18 protein-coding genes and 1 tRNA gene are annotated in these 19,882 nt (G+C 42.8%); 18 read left to right on the top strand and 1 reads right to left on the bottom strand.

Annotated features, from left to right (window positions below; all coding sequences use genetic code 11):
* Positions 1 to 150: 150 nt before the first annotated feature.
* From DFO72_RS20315 to DFO72_RS20255, 13 genes are all read left to right on the top strand, one after another.
* A complete protein-coding gene (locus DFO72_RS20315) occupies positions 151 to 1,326 on the top strand; it encodes an NAD(P)/FAD-dependent oxidoreductase (protein ID WP_113883717.1) in 1,176 nt (391 codons plus the stop codon).
* Positions 1,326 to 2,363 carry a proline racemase family protein gene (locus DFO72_RS20310; protein WP_113883716.1) on the top strand — a complete coding sequence of 346 codons (1,038 nt, stop codon included), beginning with the start codon at positions 1,326 to 1,328 and terminating at the stop codon, positions 2,361 to 2,363. Before DFO72_RS20315 ends, DFO72_RS20310 begins: the two co-directional genes overlap by 1 nt.
* Positions 2,360 to 3,313, top strand: a complete 954-nt coding sequence (locus DFO72_RS20305) for a proline racemase family protein (RefSeq protein WP_113883715.1) — start codon at positions 2,360 to 2,362, stop codon at positions 3,311 to 3,313. Before DFO72_RS20310 ends, DFO72_RS20305 begins: the two co-directional genes overlap by 4 nt.
* 30 nt (positions 3,314 to 3,343) lie before the next feature.
* The gene (dapA, locus tag DFO72_RS20300; protein WP_113883714.1) at positions 3,344 to 4,237 is read left to right on the top strand and encodes a 4-hydroxy-tetrahydrodipicolinate synthase; all 894 of its coding nucleotides are present in this window, start codon (positions 3,344 to 3,346) and stop codon (positions 4,235 to 4,237) included.
* A 19-nt stretch (positions 4,238 to 4,256) separates the two neighbouring features.
* Complete coding sequence (locus tag DFO72_RS20295; RefSeq protein WP_113883713.1) at positions 4,257 to 5,753, top strand: aldehyde dehydrogenase family protein; 1,497 nt, start codon at positions 4,257 to 4,259, stop codon at positions 5,751 to 5,753.
* 156 nt (positions 5,754 to 5,909) lie between these two features.
* A complete protein-coding gene (locus DFO72_RS20290; protein ID WP_113883712.1) occupies positions 5,910 to 7,373 on the top strand; it encodes an alanine/glycine:cation symporter family protein in 1,464 nt (487 codons plus the stop codon).
* Positions 7,374 to 7,859: 486 nt separating this feature from the next.
* Positions 7,860 to 9,359, top strand: a complete 1,500-nt coding sequence (locus tag DFO72_RS20285; RefSeq protein WP_113883711.1) for a tetratricopeptide repeat protein — start codon at positions 7,860 to 7,862, stop codon at positions 9,357 to 9,359.
* Positions 9,360 to 9,488: 129 nt separating this feature from the next.
* Complete coding sequence (gene trxB, locus DFO72_RS20280) at positions 9,489 to 10,439, top strand: thioredoxin-disulfide reductase (RefSeq protein ID WP_113883710.1); 951 nt, start codon at positions 9,489 to 9,491, stop codon at positions 10,437 to 10,439.
* Between the two features lie 448 nt (positions 10,440 to 10,887).
* On the top strand, positions 10,888 to 11,346 hold the full coding sequence (locus DFO72_RS20275) for an 8-oxo-dGTP diphosphatase (protein WP_113883709.1): 459 nt from the start codon (positions 10,888 to 10,890) through the stop codon (positions 11,344 to 11,346).
* 28 nt (positions 11,347 to 11,374) lie between these two features.
* Positions 11,375 to 12,268, top strand: a complete 894-nt coding sequence (gene rapZ, locus DFO72_RS20270; RefSeq protein ID WP_113883708.1) for an RNase adapter RapZ — start codon at positions 11,375 to 11,377, stop codon at positions 12,266 to 12,268.
* Positions 12,265 to 13,242, top strand: a complete 978-nt coding sequence (locus tag DFO72_RS20265; RefSeq protein WP_113883707.1) for a gluconeogenesis factor YvcK family protein — start codon at positions 12,265 to 12,267, stop codon at positions 13,240 to 13,242. The genes rapZ and DFO72_RS20265 overlap by 4 nt, the downstream gene beginning before the upstream one ends.
* Before the next feature lie 118 nt (positions 13,243 to 13,360).
* Positions 13,361 to 14,311, top strand: coding sequence for a DNA-binding protein WhiA (gene whiA, locus DFO72_RS20260; RefSeq protein WP_113883706.1), 951 nt, complete (start codon positions 13,361 to 13,363; stop codon positions 14,309 to 14,311).
* Positions 14,312 to 14,340: 29 nt separating this feature from the next.
* A complete protein-coding gene (locus DFO72_RS20255; RefSeq protein WP_009331822.1) occupies positions 14,341 to 14,598 on the top strand; it encodes an HPr family phosphocarrier protein in 258 nt (85 codons plus the stop codon).
* Between the two features lie 43 nt (positions 14,599 to 14,641).
* On the opposite strand, the gene clpP is transcribed toward DFO72_RS20255, so the two are convergent.
* Positions 14,642 to 15,247, bottom strand: coding sequence for an ATP-dependent Clp endopeptidase proteolytic subunit ClpP (clpP, locus tag DFO72_RS20250; RefSeq protein WP_113883705.1), 606 nt, complete (start codon positions 15,245 to 15,247; stop codon positions 14,642 to 14,644).
* Between the two features lie 305 nt (positions 15,248 to 15,552).
* Here clpP and DFO72_RS20245 point away from each other — a divergent pair.
* The 5 genes from DFO72_RS20245 to gap all read left to right on the top strand — a co-directional run bounded on the left by DFO72_RS20245 (position 15,553) and on the right by gap (position 19,791).
* A tRNA-Arg gene (locus DFO72_RS20245) sits at positions 15,553 to 15,624 on the top strand.
* A 357-nt stretch (positions 15,625 to 15,981) separates the two neighbouring features.
* Complete coding sequence (rpoN, locus tag DFO72_RS20240; RefSeq protein WP_113883704.1) at positions 15,982 to 17,313, top strand: RNA polymerase factor sigma-54; 1,332 nt, start codon at positions 15,982 to 15,984, stop codon at positions 17,311 to 17,313.
* Between the two features lie 17 nt (positions 17,314 to 17,330).
* Positions 17,331 to 17,579 (top strand): glutaredoxin family protein, encoded by a 249-nt coding sequence (locus DFO72_RS20235; protein WP_113883703.1) that lies wholly within the window; start codon positions 17,331 to 17,333, stop codon positions 17,577 to 17,579.
* A gap of 135 nt (positions 17,580 to 17,714) precedes the next feature.
* Complete coding sequence (locus DFO72_RS20230) at positions 17,715 to 18,737, top strand: sugar-binding transcriptional regulator (RefSeq protein ID WP_113883857.1); 1,023 nt, start codon at positions 17,715 to 17,717, stop codon at positions 18,735 to 18,737.
* 46 nt (positions 18,738 to 18,783) lie between these two features.
* A complete protein-coding gene (gene gap / locus DFO72_RS20225; protein ID WP_113883702.1) occupies positions 18,784 to 19,791 on the top strand; it encodes a type I glyceraldehyde-3-phosphate dehydrogenase in 1,008 nt (335 codons plus the stop codon).
* Positions 19,792 to 19,882 lie beyond the last annotated feature (91 nt).

The raw sequence follows: 19,882 nt of genomic DNA, 5'->3' as shown, positions 1-19,882 counted from the left end.
TTTTTGACAATTAAGAACATGTCGAAAAAATCTATATTTGGGTTATCAGCAAAGTTGTTAGAATGTTCTTATTTCTGTGTAAGGTTACAAAAGTTGGCATGTTAATTGCATTAATAAAATGATGTAACAAGACGAAGGGAAGTTGATTTTGTGAGATATCATTGTGACGTTTTGGTTATAGGCGGGGGAATCATAGGCTGTGCAATTGCCTATTATACTTCTAAATCTGGAAGAAATGTAACAGTTATTGAAAAAGGTGAATTTGTCAGTGGCACGTCATCCCGCTGTGACGGAAATATTTTAGCTATTGATAAAGATCCTGGCTTCGATAGTCAAATGTCACTTGTCAGTCAGAAATTAGTAGATGAATTAAGCAGAGAATTGAAACAGCCTTTTGAATATCGTGCTCCTGGAAGCATCCTTGTCTGCGAGACAGAAGAAGAAATGGAAGCCGCACAAAAATGGGTTGACCGGCAGAGGGAGGCCGGCTTGCCGTTCAGGATGCTGGACAGACAGGACATTCGCCAGGATTCCAAATATTTTGCTGATGATTTATTGGGCGGCTTAGAGTGTGCAACAGATTCAACAGTTAATCCATATCTTCTTGCCTTTAACCTTCTTGAGGGGGCAAAGGAGATGGGCGCTAAAGCCCATAAACAAACTGAGGTTACTGGAATGAGAAGGAAGACGGACGGTGCATTTATCGTTGAAACATCCAATGGGACTTTCACCGCTGACTATGTCATTAATGCGGCAGGTGTATGGGCTCCATATATTGGTGAAATGCTGGACTTGTCCATCCCGATTAAACCAAGAAAAGGCCACATTATTGTCGCTTCACGCCAGGACTTTGTAGGGCCGAGAAAAGTGATGGAGTTTGGCTACTTAATATCAAAATTTGGCGGCAAGCGCCAGGTTGATCCGATTACTGAAAAATACGGAGTAGCCCTTGTTTTTGAACCAACTGAAAGTCAAAACTTCCTGATTGGAAGCAGCCGTGAATTTGTTGGATTTAATACAAAGATTAATAATGAAATTATTAAATGCATTGCCAATCGGGCCATTAGATTTTATCCGAGAATGGCTGACATGATGGTCATACGTTCCTATGCTGGTTTGCGGCCCTGGACGGAGGATCACTTGCCAATTGTGTCAGAAGTGGAAGGAATTCCTAACTATTATATTGCAGCCGGTCATGAGGGAGACGGAATTAGTCTTGCCGCTGTCACTGGAAAAGTGATAGAGGAAATGCTTAATGAGAAGGATACTTGCATTCCAATTGAACCGCTGAGATATTCTCGATTTAAGGAAAGGGTGGGAACCTGATGAAAGCCAATCGAGTTTTTACAACCATTGATACACACACGGGCGGAAATCCGACAAGGACATTGATTAGCGGACTCCCGGTACTAAAAGGAGCGACAATGGCCGAAAAAATGCTTCATATGCAAAAGGAATATGATTGGGTTCGTAAGCTCCTGATGAATGAACCAAGAGGGCATGATGTAATGTCAGGAGTACTTTTAACAGATCCATGCCATCCGGAAGCAGATATCGGTGTTATATATATCGAAACCGGCGGATATTTGCCAATGTGCGGTCATGACACAATCGGGGTGTGTACAGCATTAGTTGAAGCGGGGCTATTCCCTGTTCAAGAGCCAGTTACTTCAATCAAAATTGATACACCAGCAGGCCTTGTTATGGCTGAGATTAAGGTAGAGAACGGCAAAGCAAAAGAGGTTTCCTTCTGTAATGTCCCAGCATTTCTGTTAAAAAGTGTCTCTGTAGAGGTTGAGGGAATTGGAATCATTGATGCAGATATTGCTTATGGCGGCAATTTCTATGGAATTATTGATGCCCAATCTGCTGGATTAGAACTGAAACCGGAGAATGCCTCAGAAATCATTGAAAAAGCAATCAAAATTAGAAATACGATTAACGAAAAAACAGAGGTCGTTCATCCCCAATATCCATTTATTCGCGGTTTGACCCATATTGAGTTTTTTACTGTGCCGACCCATGAAGAAGCAGATGTGAAAAATACAGTTGTTGTCCCTCCAGGCGGGATAGATCGTTCACCATGCGGTACAGGTACATCGGCCAAATTATCTGTCCTCTATGCCAAAAAGGAGATAGGTATCAATGAAGAATTTGTACATGAGAGTATTGTCGGCTCTTTATTCCGCGGACAAGTCCTTGAAACAGCAGATGTCCAGGGTGTGGAGGCTGTTATTACAAGAATCACTGGTTCTGCATGGCTAATGGGTATGCACCGGTTCTTTTATAACGAGGAAGATCCGCTTAAAGAAGGCTTCTTGCTTATTCCCCCAATGGAACATGAAATGGAGGATGTGAAATGATAATTCAAAAGACCTATACAGCAACCGATGTACATGTAGCAGGTCAGGCTTATCGTATTGTTAAGGATGGACCATTAATTCATTATCAAAGTATACAGGAGCTGAATGAGCAAATTTTTCTTGCCTATGAGGAGGAAATTAAACTTCTTTTAAATGAGCCACGCGGATTTGCTGGACTGATGGGTTGTTTGGTTTTTCCGCCTTTTAAAAGCGATGCCGATGCAGCTGTCATCTTTTTCGATCATAACGGAACCGTATCGATGCAATATGGCGGAATTGTTGCTGTCATAACTGCATTGTTAGAGTGCGGCCAATTAAAGGCCAAATTTTCAGGTGAATACAGAATTGAAACAATCAGCGGTGTTGTTGCTGTTACTGCAACTATGAAAGATGATGAAGTGAAATTAGTTAAATTAAAAAGCGAGCCATTTCAGGTTGTACAAACCAATATGCCAGTGTCCTATTTAGATTTAAAGGCAGAAGTATCCCTGGTCCAAGCCGACCATCAATATGCGATTTTTGATAAAGCGCAGCTGCCTTTTGAGATTGAGATGGAGGATCTTCCAGTCATTAATCAGTGGGGGCAAAAGGCGATTGACGCCTTAGAAGGCAAACATGCTTTCAGCAGAGTAATCTTGATGGATCATTCGCAAAAAAGTGAAGGCAAAATCAAAACGGTAACCTTCCGTCCGGATCGGTATATTGTACGTTCTCCGGGATTTGGCACTCTAGCTGCCTGCATTACCTATTTATTAAGAAATGGCGATATATCTGCAGGAAGCCTAATTGAAAATGAGAGCATTTTTAACGGGAAATTGACAGCCGGGCTTTCAGCACAATTTGAAGCCGGTTACGAGTTTAGTTTTTCAGCCCGCGGATTTATTACGGGTATGCAGACATATGTATTAGACCCGGCAGATCCATTATTCGCAGGGTTTTTATTAAAATAAGAAACTAATAAATATGGGGAGGAAATTAAAATGACTACAATTAGAGGAGCTTATCCAGTATTAATTACACCGATGACACAGGAGCAGGAAATTGATTGGGGCGGAGTAAAGAATAATGTCAATTACTTTGTGGATCAAGGTGTGGCAGGAATTGTCATCAATGGGAGTACTGGTGAATTTGTCAGTCTATCAAGAGAAGAAAAATACCAGATGGTAGAAACTGTTATGAAGGAAGCAGGCGGACGCATCCCTGTTATTGTGGGTACTGCTGCTGAAACAACAAGGGAAACAATCGAGTATACAAAGCAAGCTGAAGTACATGGAGCGGATGGTGCTCTAATCATTAATCCTTTTTACATGAAACCAAAGGAAAATGAAATCTACCATCATTTCAAAGAAGTATCTGACAGTGTTAATCTTCCAATCATGCTTTATAACAACCCATTTACTTCCGGCGTTAATATGAGCGCAGATTTAATGCTTCAGATTGGCAAGGATTGTGAAAATGTAACTCACATTAAGGAATCAAGCGGTGAAATTGGCAAGGTAAGGGATCTTGCAAGAAAAGGAAAAGGAGACTTTGAAGTATTCTGCGGTGCTGAAGAGCTTGTAATGGAGTCTTATTTAGTTGGAGCAACTGGATGGATTTCTGTTGCAGGAAATATTGTGCCAAAGCTGGTTACAGACATGTATAACCATTTCCAAAACGGTGAGCTTGAAGAAGCTTGGTCCATCAATGATCGTATTTTACCACTGTGTGCGTTTCTTGAAGGATCTGGAAAGTATGTGCAAATTGTGAAGAGAGCCATGGAATTAACTGGCCAGGCTGGCGGACCTGCACGTTATCCTCGTTTAGGCCTATCACCTGAGGAAGATCAAAAGCTAAAAGACCTGCTTGCAAGTTTAGAGACAGTAAAAAACTAAAATAGTGAGGAGTGGGAATATGCAAGCAACAAATTACAATTTAAAACCGAAAGTTCAAGAATTCTTGGAGGGTGTGAAAGGATTATACATTAACGGTAACTATGTACCGGCAATCAGCGGCAAAACATTTTCCGTTGTTAATCCTGCAAACGAAGAGGTGATTGCAAAAGTAAGTGAAGCGCAAGAGGAAGATATTAATGCTGCGGTAGCTGCTGCAAGAAAGGCATTTGATGAAGGCGAATGGACAAAAATGGATGCCGCAGAACGCTCCCATCTAATCTATAAATTTGCGGATCTCTTAGAAGAAAATCGAGAGGAACTTGCACAACTGGAATCATTGGATAACGGAAAGCCTTACAAGGTAGCCTTGGCAGATGATATCGACGGAACAATCCAGCATTTTAGATATTATGCGGGCTGGGCCACGAAAATAATTGGCATGACAACTCAGGTTTCAAAGAATTATGTAACCTATACAGTACACGAGCCGGTTGGGGTAGCAGGCCAAATTATTCCTTGGAACTTCCCGCTTGCCATGGCAGCCTGGAAGCTCGGATCTGCACTTGCAGTCGGCTGTACGGTTGTGATTAAGCCGGCAACTGAAACACCATTATCTCTTCTTTACGCAGGAAGGCTATTCAAAGAAGCCGGGTTCCCGGATGGTGTTGTAAATATTGTGCCAGGAACGGGAAGGATTGCGGGAGAAGCAATCACTGCACATAAAGATATCGATAAGGTAGCATTCACAGGATCAACTGCTGTCGGGAAAGAAGTAATGAAAAAAGCTGCAGATCAAATTAAAGATGTTACGCTGGAGCTTGGCGGAAAATCTCCAGCCATTGTTTTAGAGGATGCTAATCTTGAGGAAGCAATTGAAGGGGTATTTAACGGAACGATGTACAATCATGGGCAAAACTGTAGTGCCTGTACACGTGTATTTGTACAAAGAAACATCTATGATCATGTAGTAAAAGCCTTAGCGGAACGGGCGAAAGCATTGAAGTTAGGTGATGGAATGAACCCCGAAACGGAAATGGGCCCGCTTGTTTCAGCAAAACAGCATCAAACTGTTCTTAATTATATTCAACATGGGAAGAAAGAAGGTGCGCGCCTCGTGGCAGGGGGTGAAAAAGGATTTGAAAAAGGATATTTTGTACAGCCAACCATTTTTGCTGATGTACAAGATCATATGGTTATTGCGCGTGAAGAAATCTTTGGACCAGTCATGTCCATTTTCGTTTTCGATACGATTGAAGAGGTCATTAAACGGGCGAACGATAGTGACTATGGCTTAGCTGCAAGTATCTGGACAGAAAATATGAAAAAGGGACATTATATTGCAAGCAAGATGCAATCAGGTACAGTCTGGATTAATGATTTTGGTCTTGAATGGGAAACTATGCCTTTCGGCGGCTACAAACAATCAGGAATTGGCCGCGAAATGGGCGGAGAATATGGCCTGCAAAATTATACGGAAGTGAAAAGTGTATTTGTTAACATCAGGCATGGTGAGTAATTATAAGGAACAATTGGACAATCAATCCTGTGTAATTGGATGGGAGTGGGGCAGCGTTTTGTTCCATTGTCCCATTTATACTCTTGTATGTCTGAAAATTATTAATATTACAAATAAAAAGGAACTAACTACTTAGGTTTGAATAGGAGGAATAAGATGGAAGAATTAGTGAATAAAGCGTCGGGGATGGTTTGGAGTCTTGGACTGGTAGCGTTCGCGCTTGGCGCTGGATTGTTTTTTTCTATTATGACACGTTTTGTGCAATTTAGATATTTCAAGGAAATGATTAAGCTTCTTTTAGAAAAGGGTAACCCAGAGTCGGGTGTGTCCTCTTTCCAGGCGTTTTCAATGGCTTTAGCCGGCCGGGTCGGTATTGGAAATATAGCTGGGGTTGCTACTGCGATTGCATTTGGCGGTCCGGGAGCGGTTTTCTGGATGTGGGTCATGGCCTTATTAGGAGGAGCAAGTGCCTTTATTGAATCCACTCTTGCTCAGGTTTATAAAGTAAAAGATGGTAAGCAGTACCGGGGTGGAACACCTTATTTTATTGAAAAAGGTTTAAATATGAAATGGTTTGCGGTGTTTGTTGCGATTGTTGTTACCCTCTGCTACGGAATCTTAGTACCTGGGATTCAGGCCAATACGATTGCTGTTGGTTTCGAAAATACAATTGGTCTCCATAAAAGCATCACTGGAATCATTCTTGTTGTATTACTTGGCATCATTATTTTTGGCGGCGTTAAGCGAATTGCTACTGTTGCGGAAAAAGTTGTCCCTTTTATGGCCTTAGGGTATGTGGTTATCACTTTCGTTCTTTTATTTGCAAATGCAGCAGAAATTCCAGCAATGCTTTGGCTGATTATTTCAAGTGCATTTGGTGCAAACGAAATGTTTGGCGGTATTTTCGGTGCAGCGATTGCATGGGGCGTTAAGAGAGCAGTATTCTCTAACGTTGCTGGTGTAGGGGAAGGAACTTATAGTTCAGCCGCAGCAGATGTATCCCATCCGGCAAAACAAGGTCTTGTTCAAGGATTCTCAGTTTATATTGATACCATCATTGTTTGTACAGCTACTGCACTTATGATTCTAATTACCGGCATGTATAGCGTTACGCCAGAAGGAAAGCAGCCGATTGTTGAAAACATCCAAGGTGTAGAAGCTGGACCAATGTGGACACAGGCGGCCGTTGAGAGCGTTATCCCTGGGTTTGGCGGTTTGTTTGTTGCAATTGCTATCTTCTTCTTTGCCTTCACAACTCTGATGGCTTACTACTATATTTCTGAAACAACCCTCGTTTACCTTGGCAGAAAGAGAAATCTAAAAGGGCTAAAAACAGGCTTAATGATTGTTTTCTTGGGAATGATCTATTTAGGAAGTGTCGAAAATGCATCCCTATTATGGGCGCTCGGAGACTTTGGCTTCGGAAGTATGGCCTGGCTTAACTTAGTCGCTATTCTATTCCTGACTAAAACAGCCTTAAAAGTGTTTAAAGATTATGAAGAACAGAAGAAAGCGGGCATTGAACCAGTCTTCGATCCTGTTAAACTTGGCATTAAAGGTGCTGATTTTTGGGAGGAGAAAGTGAAAGAAAGCAATTCAAAAGGCAAGAAGGTTATTTAAGAGAAATGTAGCCGGAAACGGAGAACATTTCCCGCTTTTAATTCTAAAATCCTTTTTGCATGTGGTGGCAGCCTCATCACCAACTACTGGAGCCCAATTTAGGAAGCAGCCAGTACTGCAGGCTGTCACCACTTTTATTTTCATAAGCTGGATCCTAAACCTACTTACAGATTTTGATTACAAATAAGGATTTTTGGAAGTTCTTTCAACTAAAATCTCCTCATATATCCAGAAGATTATTAGATTCCTCAGCCTCCCCCACACCGGCACCAACAAAGTCCGCTGCTATCACCCGCCTCGAAACTACCAGTTAATCTCCGAATTTAACTCCACTATTAAATCACCGCAGCAGCCCTTTAAAACATAATCGCGATAAGATTTCCAATAAAAAATTCCGATGGGAAATAGTATTGTCATTTCTTCCCTTCTCCACAGGCTTGTTCGTGTGATATACTACTTTAGTTACTAACATTTATGGAGGATTTCATGAGTAAAGACTCTAAAGCTAGACACCAAAAGGGAAAATTACTGTCATTTATCCCGAATGGTGAGTACTACTTTTCCAAAGGGGTTAAGGCGTACCACCGCAGGGATTTTCATAAAGCAAAGAAATATTTAATGCGGGCGATGCAGCTTGAGCCGGGTGAACCGATGATTATCTGCCAGCTTGCGATTGTTCATTCAGAAATGGGTGAGTATCAGGAGTCGAATCAGCTGCTTCATATGATATTGGAAGAGCTTGATGAGGATATGGTGGAATGCCATTATTTCCTTGCCAACAACTATGCTCATATGGGTCTTTTCAAGGATGCTTACACGCATGCAAACACGTATCTGGATTTGGATCGGGACGGAGAGTTTACGGAAGATACAGAGGATCTGCTGGAACTTCTGACGCTTGAAGCGGAAGATTTGGATGAGGAGCTCTACGAGCAGGATGACCTGATTACGAAGCAGGAACACGCACGGGAATTGCTGGAGTCCGGTCATTTTCCAAAAGCGGTTGAGATCCTGAACTCTGTTATTGATGAGTATCCGGAGTATTGGTCCGCATACAACAATTTGGCCCTGGCGTATTTTTACCTTGGAGAAGTTCAAAAGGCAGCAGATATTTTAGAGAAGGTGCTGGAAGAAAATCCGGGTAATCTCCACGCTCTGTGCAACAAGCTTGTCTTTGCTTTTTACGAGCGGGATTTCAGGCATGTGCGCTTGTTGAAAGAGGCCCTGAAAAAAATTAAGCCGCTTTCAATTGAACATCAGTTCAAGCTTGGTGCCACCTTTGCCTTGACCGGCGAGTATGAGGCTGCCTTCGCATGGCTTCGCAAGCTTCAAAAGAAAGGCTTTGAAGGGGACGGGCCGTTTTATTACTGGCTATCCTATTCCGCATATTTCACCGGCCGTGAAGAGATGGCGAAAACAGCTTGGAAGAAAGCCATCGAGATTAATCCGGAAAAAGAAGGCTTTGAGCCCTGGAACGATGAAAAAGTGACCAGCAGCGGCTTTGAAGATCATTATTCTTCCATTCTAAAAAAGCTGGAAAGCGACTATATCGAGGAGCGGCTATTCGGCCTTTTCCTTACGTCAGTATCCAGCAGAAGAGATGAAATTTTGATCTCTGAAGCAATTGTACGAAACAATAAGTTTTCTGCTATGGAGAAGGAATACCTTTCTTTTGTGAAAACAGACCGGAAAGTGCCTGCACAGGTTCAGGCTGCGCATGAGACAGCTGAACTGTTTTATGAAAACTACCATCCGATCGGCACAGTGGAGGCCGGCCTATATTTAATGTGGTTTACCATTTTTGCTGAATTGACAAATAACCGCCAGAATATAAAAAACAATAAGGCCTGGGCTGCAGCCATTGAGTATGTCTGGCATAAGCTTCGAAACGAAAAGGTTTCCCAATCAAAAATTGCAGGGAGATACGGCATTTCCGCTTCGACGATGGGCAAATATGTAAAATCGGTGAACGACCGCCTTCAGTGAGCAGATGTTTGGACGAAACACGCGCCAATTTTATAGGATAACAGTAAGAAGGTCATACTATAATATGCGTATTTATAGAGTATTTTATTTAAAATACAGGATTTCTGATTACTGAAGGAGTGAATCGCTGTGACTGAAGAAAAAATTTATGATGTCATTATCGCTGGCGCTGGCCCGGCAGGAATGACGGCAGCTGTATATACATCTCGTGCAAATCTGTCTACTCTAATGATTGAACGCGGTGTTCCGGGCGGACAAATGGCCAATACAGAAGAAGTTGAAAACTATCCTGGTTTTGGCCATATTTTAGGGCCGGATTTATCCACCAAAATGTTTGATCATGCGAAGAAATTTGGCGCTGAATATGCGTATGGAGATATTAAAGAAATCATTGACGGCGAAGAATATAAAACTGTTGTTGCTGGATCGAAGCAATATAAAGCACGCTCAGTCATTATTTCTGCTGGTGCCGAATACAAAAAGCTTGGCATTCCTGGTGAGAAAGAGCTTGGCGGACGCGGTGTATCTTATTGTGCAGTCTGTGATGGAGCATTCTTTAAAGGCAAAGAGCTTGTTGTAGTCGGCGGCGGTGACTCTGCTGTTGAGGAAGGCGTATATTTGACTCGTTTCGCCTCTAAAGTGACAATCGTTCATAGACGGGACCAGCTTCGTGCGCAGGCGATTCTGCAGCAGCGTGCGTTTGATAATGAAAAAATTGACTTTATCTGGAACACTACAGTGAAGGAAGTCAATGATAAGGACGGAAAAGTAGGCAGCGTAACGCTTGTATCTACTGAAACAGGGGATGAAAGAGAATTCAAAGCAGATGGTGTCTTCATTTATATCGGCATGGTTCCTCTTTCCAAGCCATTTGAAAGCCTTGGCATCACGAACAGCAATGGCTATATCGAAACAAACGACCGAATGGAAACAAAGGTGGAAGGCATTTTTGCAGCCGGGGATATCCGCGAAAAATCCCTTCGCCAAATTGTTACAGCGACAGGTGATGGAAGCATCGCTGCACAAAGTGCCCAGCACTATGTGGAAGAATTGCAAGAACGCCTTAAAGCGAAGAAATAATGTTAGCAGGCATATGGTCCTATGGGCTGTATGCCTTTTATTTACGTCCAGCTCAGCGCCTGCCCCCTCGAGGTGTCGGGGGTGGGCAAGGCGCTTCTGCTTTTGTTTCTTAGAAAAAATAGCCACTGGTTGAAAAGATTTACAAAAAGTCATGCGGTTTTAATTCTCCTGTAACCTTCATGAAATAAATTTCGGGTAATATAGGAATAGAAATTGACCCCCTTTTAAAGATATAATCCTTTTAAAGCACAGGCACATGCCTGTGCTCTTTTTTTGCGTAACAGTATGTTTTGAAGAATGTTTTTTGGAAACCTGTATTCATTGTGGCTCTAAGACAAAAATAGTATAATGAAATGAATAAGAAAAGAACGTTAGCCAGCCCTTACTTTAAGCGATTTCATGAAAAGGCGGCAGCGGTATGATTTCGGAAAATTCGAGGTGAAATGTGTTGCAGCGAGTCACGAACTGTGTGTTACTGAAAGACGATAAAGTATTGCTTTTACAGAAGCCGAGAAGAGGCTGGTGGGTGGCTCCGGGCGGAAAGATGGAGCCGGGTGAATCAGTGAGGGACTCGTGCATCCGTGAGTTCAGGGAAGAAACAGGCATTTATCTGCGCAATCCGAATATTAAAGGCATTTTCACGTTCATCATGAAGGATGGCGATAAGGTTGTACAGGAGTGGATGATGTTTACTTTCCTTGCTACAGCTTCTGATGGGCTGAACCTGGATGAATCAGAGGAAGGCAAGCTTCGCTGGCATCCGTTTTCAGAGATTAAGAATCTGCCGATGGCTGCCGGAGATTCACATATTTTGGAGTATATGATTCATGGACAGGGCATGATTTATGGAACGTTTACGTATACGCCTGATTTTGAACTGCTTAGTTACAGGCTGGATCCAAGCTGAATTTGACAGATACAGGGGGAAATTATGAATGAGTACGGGTGCAGTTAATGATACTCAAATGGTGATTATTACGGGGATGTCAGGGGCAGGGAAAACAGTAGCAATCCAAAGCTTTGAAGATCTTGGCTTCTTCTGTGTAGATAACTTGCCGCCGACTCTGCTGCCGAAATTCCTTGAACTTATGAAGGAATCAGGGAATAAAATGAATAAGGTGGCATTGGTGATGGATTTACGCGGCCGTGAATTTTTTGACCACTTATTTAAAGCGCTGGATGAATTATCCGAGACATCCTGGGTCACCCCGCAAATTTTATATCTTGATGCAGATGATTCGACACTCGTCAGAAGATATAAAGAAACAAGACGATTCCATCCCCTTGCACCATCAGGATTGCCTCTTGAAGGCATAAAGCTTGAACGGGAGCTGCTTGAAGAATTAAAAGGCAGGGCCCAGCTTATTTATAACACATCACAAATGAAACCAAGGGAATTGCGCGAGAAAATTCTAACGGAATTCTCATTGAATAGAAAAACTATATTTACGGTTAATGTCATGTCTTTTGGCTTTAAGCATGGAATTCCAATTGATGCCGACCTGGTATTCGATGTCCGGTTCCTTCCGAATCCGCATTATATTGAGCATATGAGGCCGAAGACAGGATTAGATGAAGAGGTATCCAGCTATGTGCTGAAATGGACCGAAACAAGTAAATTTCTCGAAAAGGTTACGGAGCTGCTGAGCTTCATGCTTCCGCATTATAAACGGGAAGGGAAAGCTCAATTGGTCGTTGCAATCGGCTGTACGGGAGGCCAGCATCGCTCGGTGGCGCTGACAGAATATATTGCTGACCACTTCAGCAAGGATTACCATACGGCAATCACGCACCGTGACATCGAGAGGAGAAAGGAAAACATCAAATGAACCGACAGCCAAGAATCGTCATCATCGGTGGAGGAACAGGGCTTCCTGTCCTCTTAAGGGGATTGAAACAATACCCTGTTGATATTACTGCCATTGTGACAGTTGCCGATGATGGCGGCAGTTCAGGAAGATTGAGAAATGATCTTCATATCCCGCCGCCCGGTGACATCCGAAATGTGCTGGCAGCTCTTTCTGACGTGGAGCCGCTTATTGAGGAGATGTTCCAGCACCGCTTTGCGACATCCAATGAGTTATCCGGGCATTCGCTTGGCAATTTAATTCTGGCGGCCATGACCTCGATTACAGGAAACTTTGTTCATGCAATTCAGGAGATGAGCAAGGTGTTAAACGTAAGGGGAAAGGTATTGCCGGCTGCCAACCAGAGTGTGGTCCTTCATGCCGAAATGGAAGACGGGACCATAGTATCGGGAGAATCAAAGATTCCTTATTCCGGCAAAAAAATTAAACGGGTATTTTTAACGCCTAAAAATATTAAAGCCCTGCCAGAATCACTGCAGGCAATCAGACAGGCTGATATGATCATCATAGGGCCAGGAAGCTTATATACCAGTATTCTTCCAAACCTGCTTGTCCCTAGACTGGGACGTGAAGTCTGTCATTCTAAAGCGAAAAAGGTGTATATATGCAATTTAATGACTCAGGCAGGAGAGACGCTCGATTATACGGCAAGTAATCATGTAAAAGCACTGTATGATCATATGGACTGTGCTTTTATCAATACCATTCTGGTAAACAATGAGGAAATTCCTGCCCATATTCAGGAGCGGTACAGCGAGGAAATGGCGAAGCCTGTTGTATATGATACAGGCGCTCTTACGGAACTGGGCCTTGAAATTATACACGGTGAAATTGTCAGCCACGAAGGCGGGATCATTCGCCATGATACAAAAGAAGTTGCCCAAATGCTATATAATTTACTTTTACATGAAACCAATAGGCGTTTTAACGCGTAATATACAGGTGTGAAAGGGCTTTTGCCGGTAAAAAATAAACTGTGCATACGTTTGCTTAGTGAAGAATATCTTTTTATATGCTACTGGCTTAGCGCTTTTGCGGATAGGGGGTGAAGGGATGTCTTTCGCTTCGGAAACGAAAAAAGAATTGACGAACCTGGAAATAAAAGACTGCTGCGGCAAAGCGGAATTGTCCGCCTTGATCAGGATGAATGGTTCACTTTCTTTTTCCAGCCGGAAATTGATTGTGGATATTCAGACGGAGAATGCAGCAATTGCAAGAAGGATTTACACTCTGATTAAAAGGAATTACAACGTTCAGGTCGAGCTCCTGGTCCGGAAAAAAATGCGGCTGAAAAAGAACAATGTTTATATTGTCAGGCTAACGGAACAGGCCAGCATGATTCTGGATGATCTGAAAATTCTAAGTGAGGGATTCGTATTTACACACGATATTTCCAAGGAGCTCATTAAAAAGAAATGCTGTAAGCGTTCTTATCTGCGCGGTGCATTCCTTGCCGGGGGATCGGTAAATAATCCGGAGACCTCCTCCTATCATCTGGAGATATTTTCACTTTACAAGGAGCATAATGACTCCCTGTGTGAACTGATGAATACGTTCGGGCTGAACAGCAAAACGCTTGAACGGAAAAAAGGCTATATCACGTATTTAAAGGAAGCCGAAAAAATAACGGAGTTCCTAAATATTATTGGTGCACACGCAGCTCTGCTCCGATTTGAAGATATCCGGATTGTCCGCGATATGCGAAACTCGGTCAATCGACTCGTAAATTGTGAAACAGCGAACTTAAACAAAACAATCGGAGCTGCCCTGCGCCAGGTGGAAAATATCCGGTTCATCGATCAAACTGTCGGACTTCAGGTTCTGCCTGACAAACTGCGGGAAATTGCTGAATTGCGTGTAGCTTACCAGGATGTCACTTTAAAAGAGCTTGGGGAAATGGTCTCAGGCGGGAATATCAGTAAATCGGGTATTAATCACAGATTAAGAAAAATAGATGAAATCGCTGAGAAACTCCGGGTGGGCGACACTATAGATGCTCACTGACAGAGGGATCAGCAGGGAGGAGATAAACAATGGCGGAAAAACAGGTTGAGGTTAAGCTGAAAACAGGATTACAGGCACGTCCGGCTGCATTGTTCGTACAGGAGGCCAATCGGTTCTCATCCGATATATTTCTGGAGAAGGACGGTAAGAAGGTAAATGCCAAAAGCATAATGGGGCTGATGAGCCTGGCTGTAAGCTCAGGATCAGTCATTACCCTCAAGGCCGAAGGGAACGACGAAAACGAAGCTCTTGAGGCACTTGCGAACTATATTCAAAAGGAAAACTAAAACAACTCGCATCGGGAAGATGCGAGTTGTTTTTTTATTCTTTTTATTTGTCTTTCTTCTCATCCAAAGAGTTTCTTGTAATGATTTGGTCAACCAAACCGTATTCAAGAGCTCTCTCAGCTGTCATAAAGTTATCGCGGTCAGTGTCTTTCGCAATGACTTCAAGCGGCTGTCCAGTGCGCTCTGAAAGAATTGTGTTTAGTTTTTCGCGAAGGAAAAGAATGCGCTTTGCAGCGATTTCGATTTCAGTCGCCTGTCCCTGGGCTCCGCCTAGCGGCTGATGAATCATGACTTCACTGTTTGGAAGGGCAAAACGCTTGCCTTTCTCACCAGCAGCAAGAAGAAAAGCACCCATGGATGCTGCCATTCCGATACAGATGGTTTGTACCTTTGGCTTGATGAATTGCATCGTATCATAAATAGCCATACCAGCCGTAATGCTTCCGCCTGGGCTATTAATGTAAATGGATATATCTTTTTCAGGGTTTTCAGCTTCAAGGAATAAAAGCTGGGCAACAATTGAGTTTGCCACATTGTCATCGATTGCGCTTCCCAGCATAATGATGCGGTCTTTTAAAAGGCGGGAGTAAATATCATAAGCGCGCTCCCCGCGGTTTGTTTGTTCAATAACTGTAGGGATTAGGTTCATTTTCCAATTCCTCCTTCAAGATAAGGTCATCACACAAGATGATCAAGCATGTTCTTCCAAGTAAAGAAAATTCTTTAACTCCTATGTATTATCATGATACACTGATGGTCAATTAAGGTCAAACAAATCGCATGGAAATCGTGTCTGATTCGTTCGACACTTTTTTTCTGTGCTGTGCTATCTCATTCCATGATACCCATTGTTCCAATTTTTAAACTAAAAGGAGACTTGCAAAGTGAATAAACATATCATATAATTAGTTATCGTAGCGGCTGAGCGCTTGGTCAGCCAGCTATAAAAATACTGCCCTCGTGGTGCAACGGATAGCACGTGAGATTCCGGTTCTTAAGATGTGGGTTCGATTCCTGCCGAGGGCGCTGCCAAAACTCCTTGTCTGATTTGGACAGGGAGTTTTTACTTTTTTCGCTTTCCGTAAATAAATTCAGCTATGCGCACATAAAAAAATTTATCCGCAAGAAAATGGGCCTTATCCGCAAATAAAATTCATCTATCCGCACATAAATCTAAAAAACTTCCTAAATTTAAGCCTGAATTTCAAAAAAATCCTTAAAATCCGCAGTTTTCACCATGAAAAATGAATATTCTTCCCTCTTCCATGCATATTGTGAAGTATTCAGAAAGATGGAGAAGTGCCGGTGTGATTGTATTTGCCAAGATATTTCCATACAACATTTACCGGGAATATTGTAAAATGGGGACAGGGGGAATGTATGATGAATTTGAAAGCTGGGTTATGGCAGCAGCAGACAATGAAATTAACAATGACACAGGAGCTGACGCAGGCGATTGCCCTTCTGCAATACAGCACACAGGAGCTTTCTGCTTTTTTGGAAAGCAAGGCACTTGAAAATCCCCTTTTAAAAGTAGAGTCCGGTCAAGTCCAGACGATGGATCCACGTTATGACCGTGTCAAACCGACAAGAATAAAAGTCGAAAAAGATAAAATTAATTGGATTGAGCAGATTGGCTGCGGAAAGACGATGATGCTGGATGAATATTTGAAGTCGCAGCTTCATTTGAAATTAAACAAGGACGAACAAAAAGTAATTGAGCATCTTATTGAGAGCCTTGATGAAAACGGTTACTTGCGAGCAGACTTACAGACAGCCGCCAAGGCTCTCCAGATGCCTCTTGTAAATATGGAACAGATGCTTGAAGAATTGCAGGAACTCGAGCCTGCTGGTGTTGGCGCCAGGAATCTTCAGGAGTGCCTTTCCCTGCAGATTAAGAGATTGCCAGAGAGAAATGAACTGGCTGAAATCATTATAGATGAATACTTTACCTTTTTTGCGGAGAAGAAATGGAAAGAGATTGCCAGGCAGCTTGGTGTGGAGCTAAAAGAGATTCAGGAGGTATTCGACCTCGTGCAGACCTTGAATCCACGGCCGGCTTCATCCTTCCAAAGTGAGAAATCCGCATATATAACACCGGACGTGATAATTCAGTGGGATGGAAGCTCTTTTTCTGTAAGTGTTTTTGATGAAGTGCTTCCTAAAATCAGTTTTAATGAAGGTTATTATAAAAAGTTTGCGGCCTCTGGAGACCGGAATGTCAGCCGCTTTCTTCAGGAAAAGCAGCAGGATTATCAATGGATCATGAGGAGCATAGAGCAGAGAAAAGAGACTCTTGCGAATGTGACCCTTAAAATCGTTGAAAAACAGCAGGACTTTTTTATAAAAGGACCTTCACATCTGAAGCCGATGACCATGAAGGAAATATCAGATGAGCTCGATATTCATGAATCAACTGTCAGCCGTGCTGTCCGTGAAAAATATGCGCAAACGCCATATGGGACGTATGAGCTCAGGTCGTTCTTCTCAAGCACGATTAAAACTACATCCGATGAAAATACGTCTTCACAGCAGGTCAAGACGATTATTGGTAAAATGATAGAAAAGGAAAATAAGCAAAAGCCTTTATCCGATCAGGAGCTTGTGAAGCTGCTGAAGGAAGAAGAGGGGATGGTTGTCAGCAGAAGGACGATTGCAAAATATCGGGATCAGCTGGGCATCCCATCATCATCTAAACGGAAAAGGTATGACTGACAAAGGAGATTTGCTGATTGAAACAGCCAGAGGTCGTGTTTTATACACGCAGCAGATGCCCGCTGTGTGATAAAGCCAAGGATGTAATAATGGAATTAAAGAAAGAGTACGATTTTAACTTAATTGAGAAAGACATTGACGGGAGCGGTGAACTGACAGAGAAGTATGGGCTCATGATCCCGGTTGTTGAAATTGATGGGGATGAAGTGCAGTTCGGGAATATTGATGTCATTACGTTAAGTGAAGCGCTTACAGAAAAAAACTGAGATTAATCAGTTGATTTCAATACTCACTCTTGCTATTATGAAAGAGAAGCAAGGGTGATTTTTTTTGTGGTAAGTGGGACATAATATGTCTATGCGGGACAAAAAATGACCACATATGATGAAGGAGCTTTCCGGATGTACTCACTAATTGATATTCAAAAAAGATTATTGCCTGATATGCTTGCGGTTATGCAGAAGCGCCATGGGATCCTTCATTATATAGGGCTGATGGAGCCGGTTGGAAGAAGGAGCCTTGCAGTAAGTTTGGGCCTGACGGAAAGAGTGCTGAGAAGTGAGGTTGAATTTTTAAAAGACCAGAACCTGATCCGCATTTCAAGTACGGGAATGAGCCTTTCTGCCGATGGCAAGGATTTGCTTGAAGCTCTTGAAGGAATAATGAGGGATATATCGGGTATAGCCGTAATGGAGCAGAAATTATCCCGAAAACTTGGCATTCGCCAGGCGATTATTGTTTCCGGAAACAGCGATGAATCTCCATGGGTGAAGCAGGAGCTTGGCAGGGCCACAGCGATGTGTATGAAATCAAGGCTCAAAGGCAAAAATATCATCGCAGTTACCGGCGGATCCACAATGGCAGCCGTAGCAGAGATGCTAACCCCTGATCTTGCTGAACGGGATTGGCTGTTTGTGCCGGCACGGGGCGGAATTGGGGAAGATGTTAAAAATCAGGCTAACACCATTTGTGCAAAAATGGCTGATCATACAGATTCCAGACACCGCGTCCTTTATGTACCGGACCAGGTGAGCAGGGAGATGTATGAAAGCATCATTAAAGAACCCAATATTAAAGAAGTAATCACTCAGATCAAATCTGCAAGCATGGTTTTACACGGGATTGGGGACGCTATTACAATGGCGGAACGCCGCAAAACCAGTGAAGAAGATTTTGTTAAAATCAAGCATGCCCAAGCAGTAGGAGAATCCTTTGGCTATTACTTCAATGAAGGCGGCGAGGTTGTACATAAGGTTCAGACCATCGGCCTTCAGCTGGATGACCTATCCCATATTGAACATGTCATTGCAGTGGCAGGCGGCTCATCAAAGGCAAAAGCCATTGCGGCATACATGAAACGGGCACCATCCTCTACCATTTTAGTGACAGATGAAGGTGCAGCAAAACAGTTGTTAAAAGGGTAATCCCTTTTCAAATATTTAAATCTACCTTTCTAAGGAGGAAATAATCATGGCAGTTAAAGTTGGTATTAACGGATTTGGAAGAATCGGGCGTGTTGTTTTCCGTGCCGCTCTTAAAAACCCTAACGTAGAGGTTGTTGCAGTAAATGACCTTACAGATGCAAACATGCTTGCACACCTTTTAAAATATGATTCCGTACACGGAACATTAAATGAAGAAGTAACAGTTGACGGCGATTATCTTGTTGTTGGCGGCCATAAAGTAAAAGTACTTGCTGAGCGCGATCCTGCTCAATTAGGATGGGGAGATCTTGGCGTAGAAGTAGTAGTAGAATCTACTGGCCGTTTCACAAAGCGTGCTGACGCTGCGAAACACCTTGAAGCTGGCGCGAAAAAAGTAATCATCTCAGCTCCTGCAACTGACGAAGACATCACAGTGGTTATGGGTGTTAACAATGATAAATATGACCCTGCAAACCACCATGTAATCTCTAACGCATCTTGTACAACAAACTGCTTGGCTCCATTTGCAAAAGTGCTGAACGACAGCTTCGGAATTAAGCGCGGTATGATGACAACTGTTCACTCATACACAAATGACCAGCAAATCCTTGACTTGCCGCACAAAGACTACCGCCGTGCCCGTGCAGCAGCAGAAAACATCATCCCAACAACTACTGGCGCTGCAAAAGCAGTATCTCTAGTATTGCCTGAACTTAAAGGCAAATTGAACGGTGGAGCTATGCGTGTTCCAACTCCAAACGTTTCTCTTGTTGACCTTGTTGCTGAGCTTGACAAAGATGTAACAGCAGAAGAAGTAAACAGCGCTCTTAAAGCAGCTGCTGAAGGCGAACTAAAAGGCATCCTTGCATACAGCGAAGAGCCATTAGTATCTGGCGACTACAATGGTAACCCAGCTTCTTCTACAATTGATGCACTGTCTACAATGGTTATGGAAGGCAGCATGGTAAAAGTTATCTCTTGGTATGACAACGAGTCTGGTTATTCTAACCGTGTAGTTGACCTTGTTGACTACATCGCTCAAAAAGGACTTTAATACAATAAATCTTTACCAGAAAAATATTCGTTTTGCGAAGCATTCTCAAGGTGAATTTTTTCTCTAAAAAAATACCTCATCTTGTTGGATA

This window comes from Cytobacillus oceanisediminis (genome assembly GCF_004366035.1).
Taxonomy (GTDB): Bacteria; Bacillota; Bacilli; order Bacillales; family Cytobacillaceae; genus Cytobacillus; species Cytobacillus oceanisediminis_C.
Note: the sequence above shows the minus strand (reverse complement) of the source record. Positions and strands in the feature narration are given on the sequence as shown.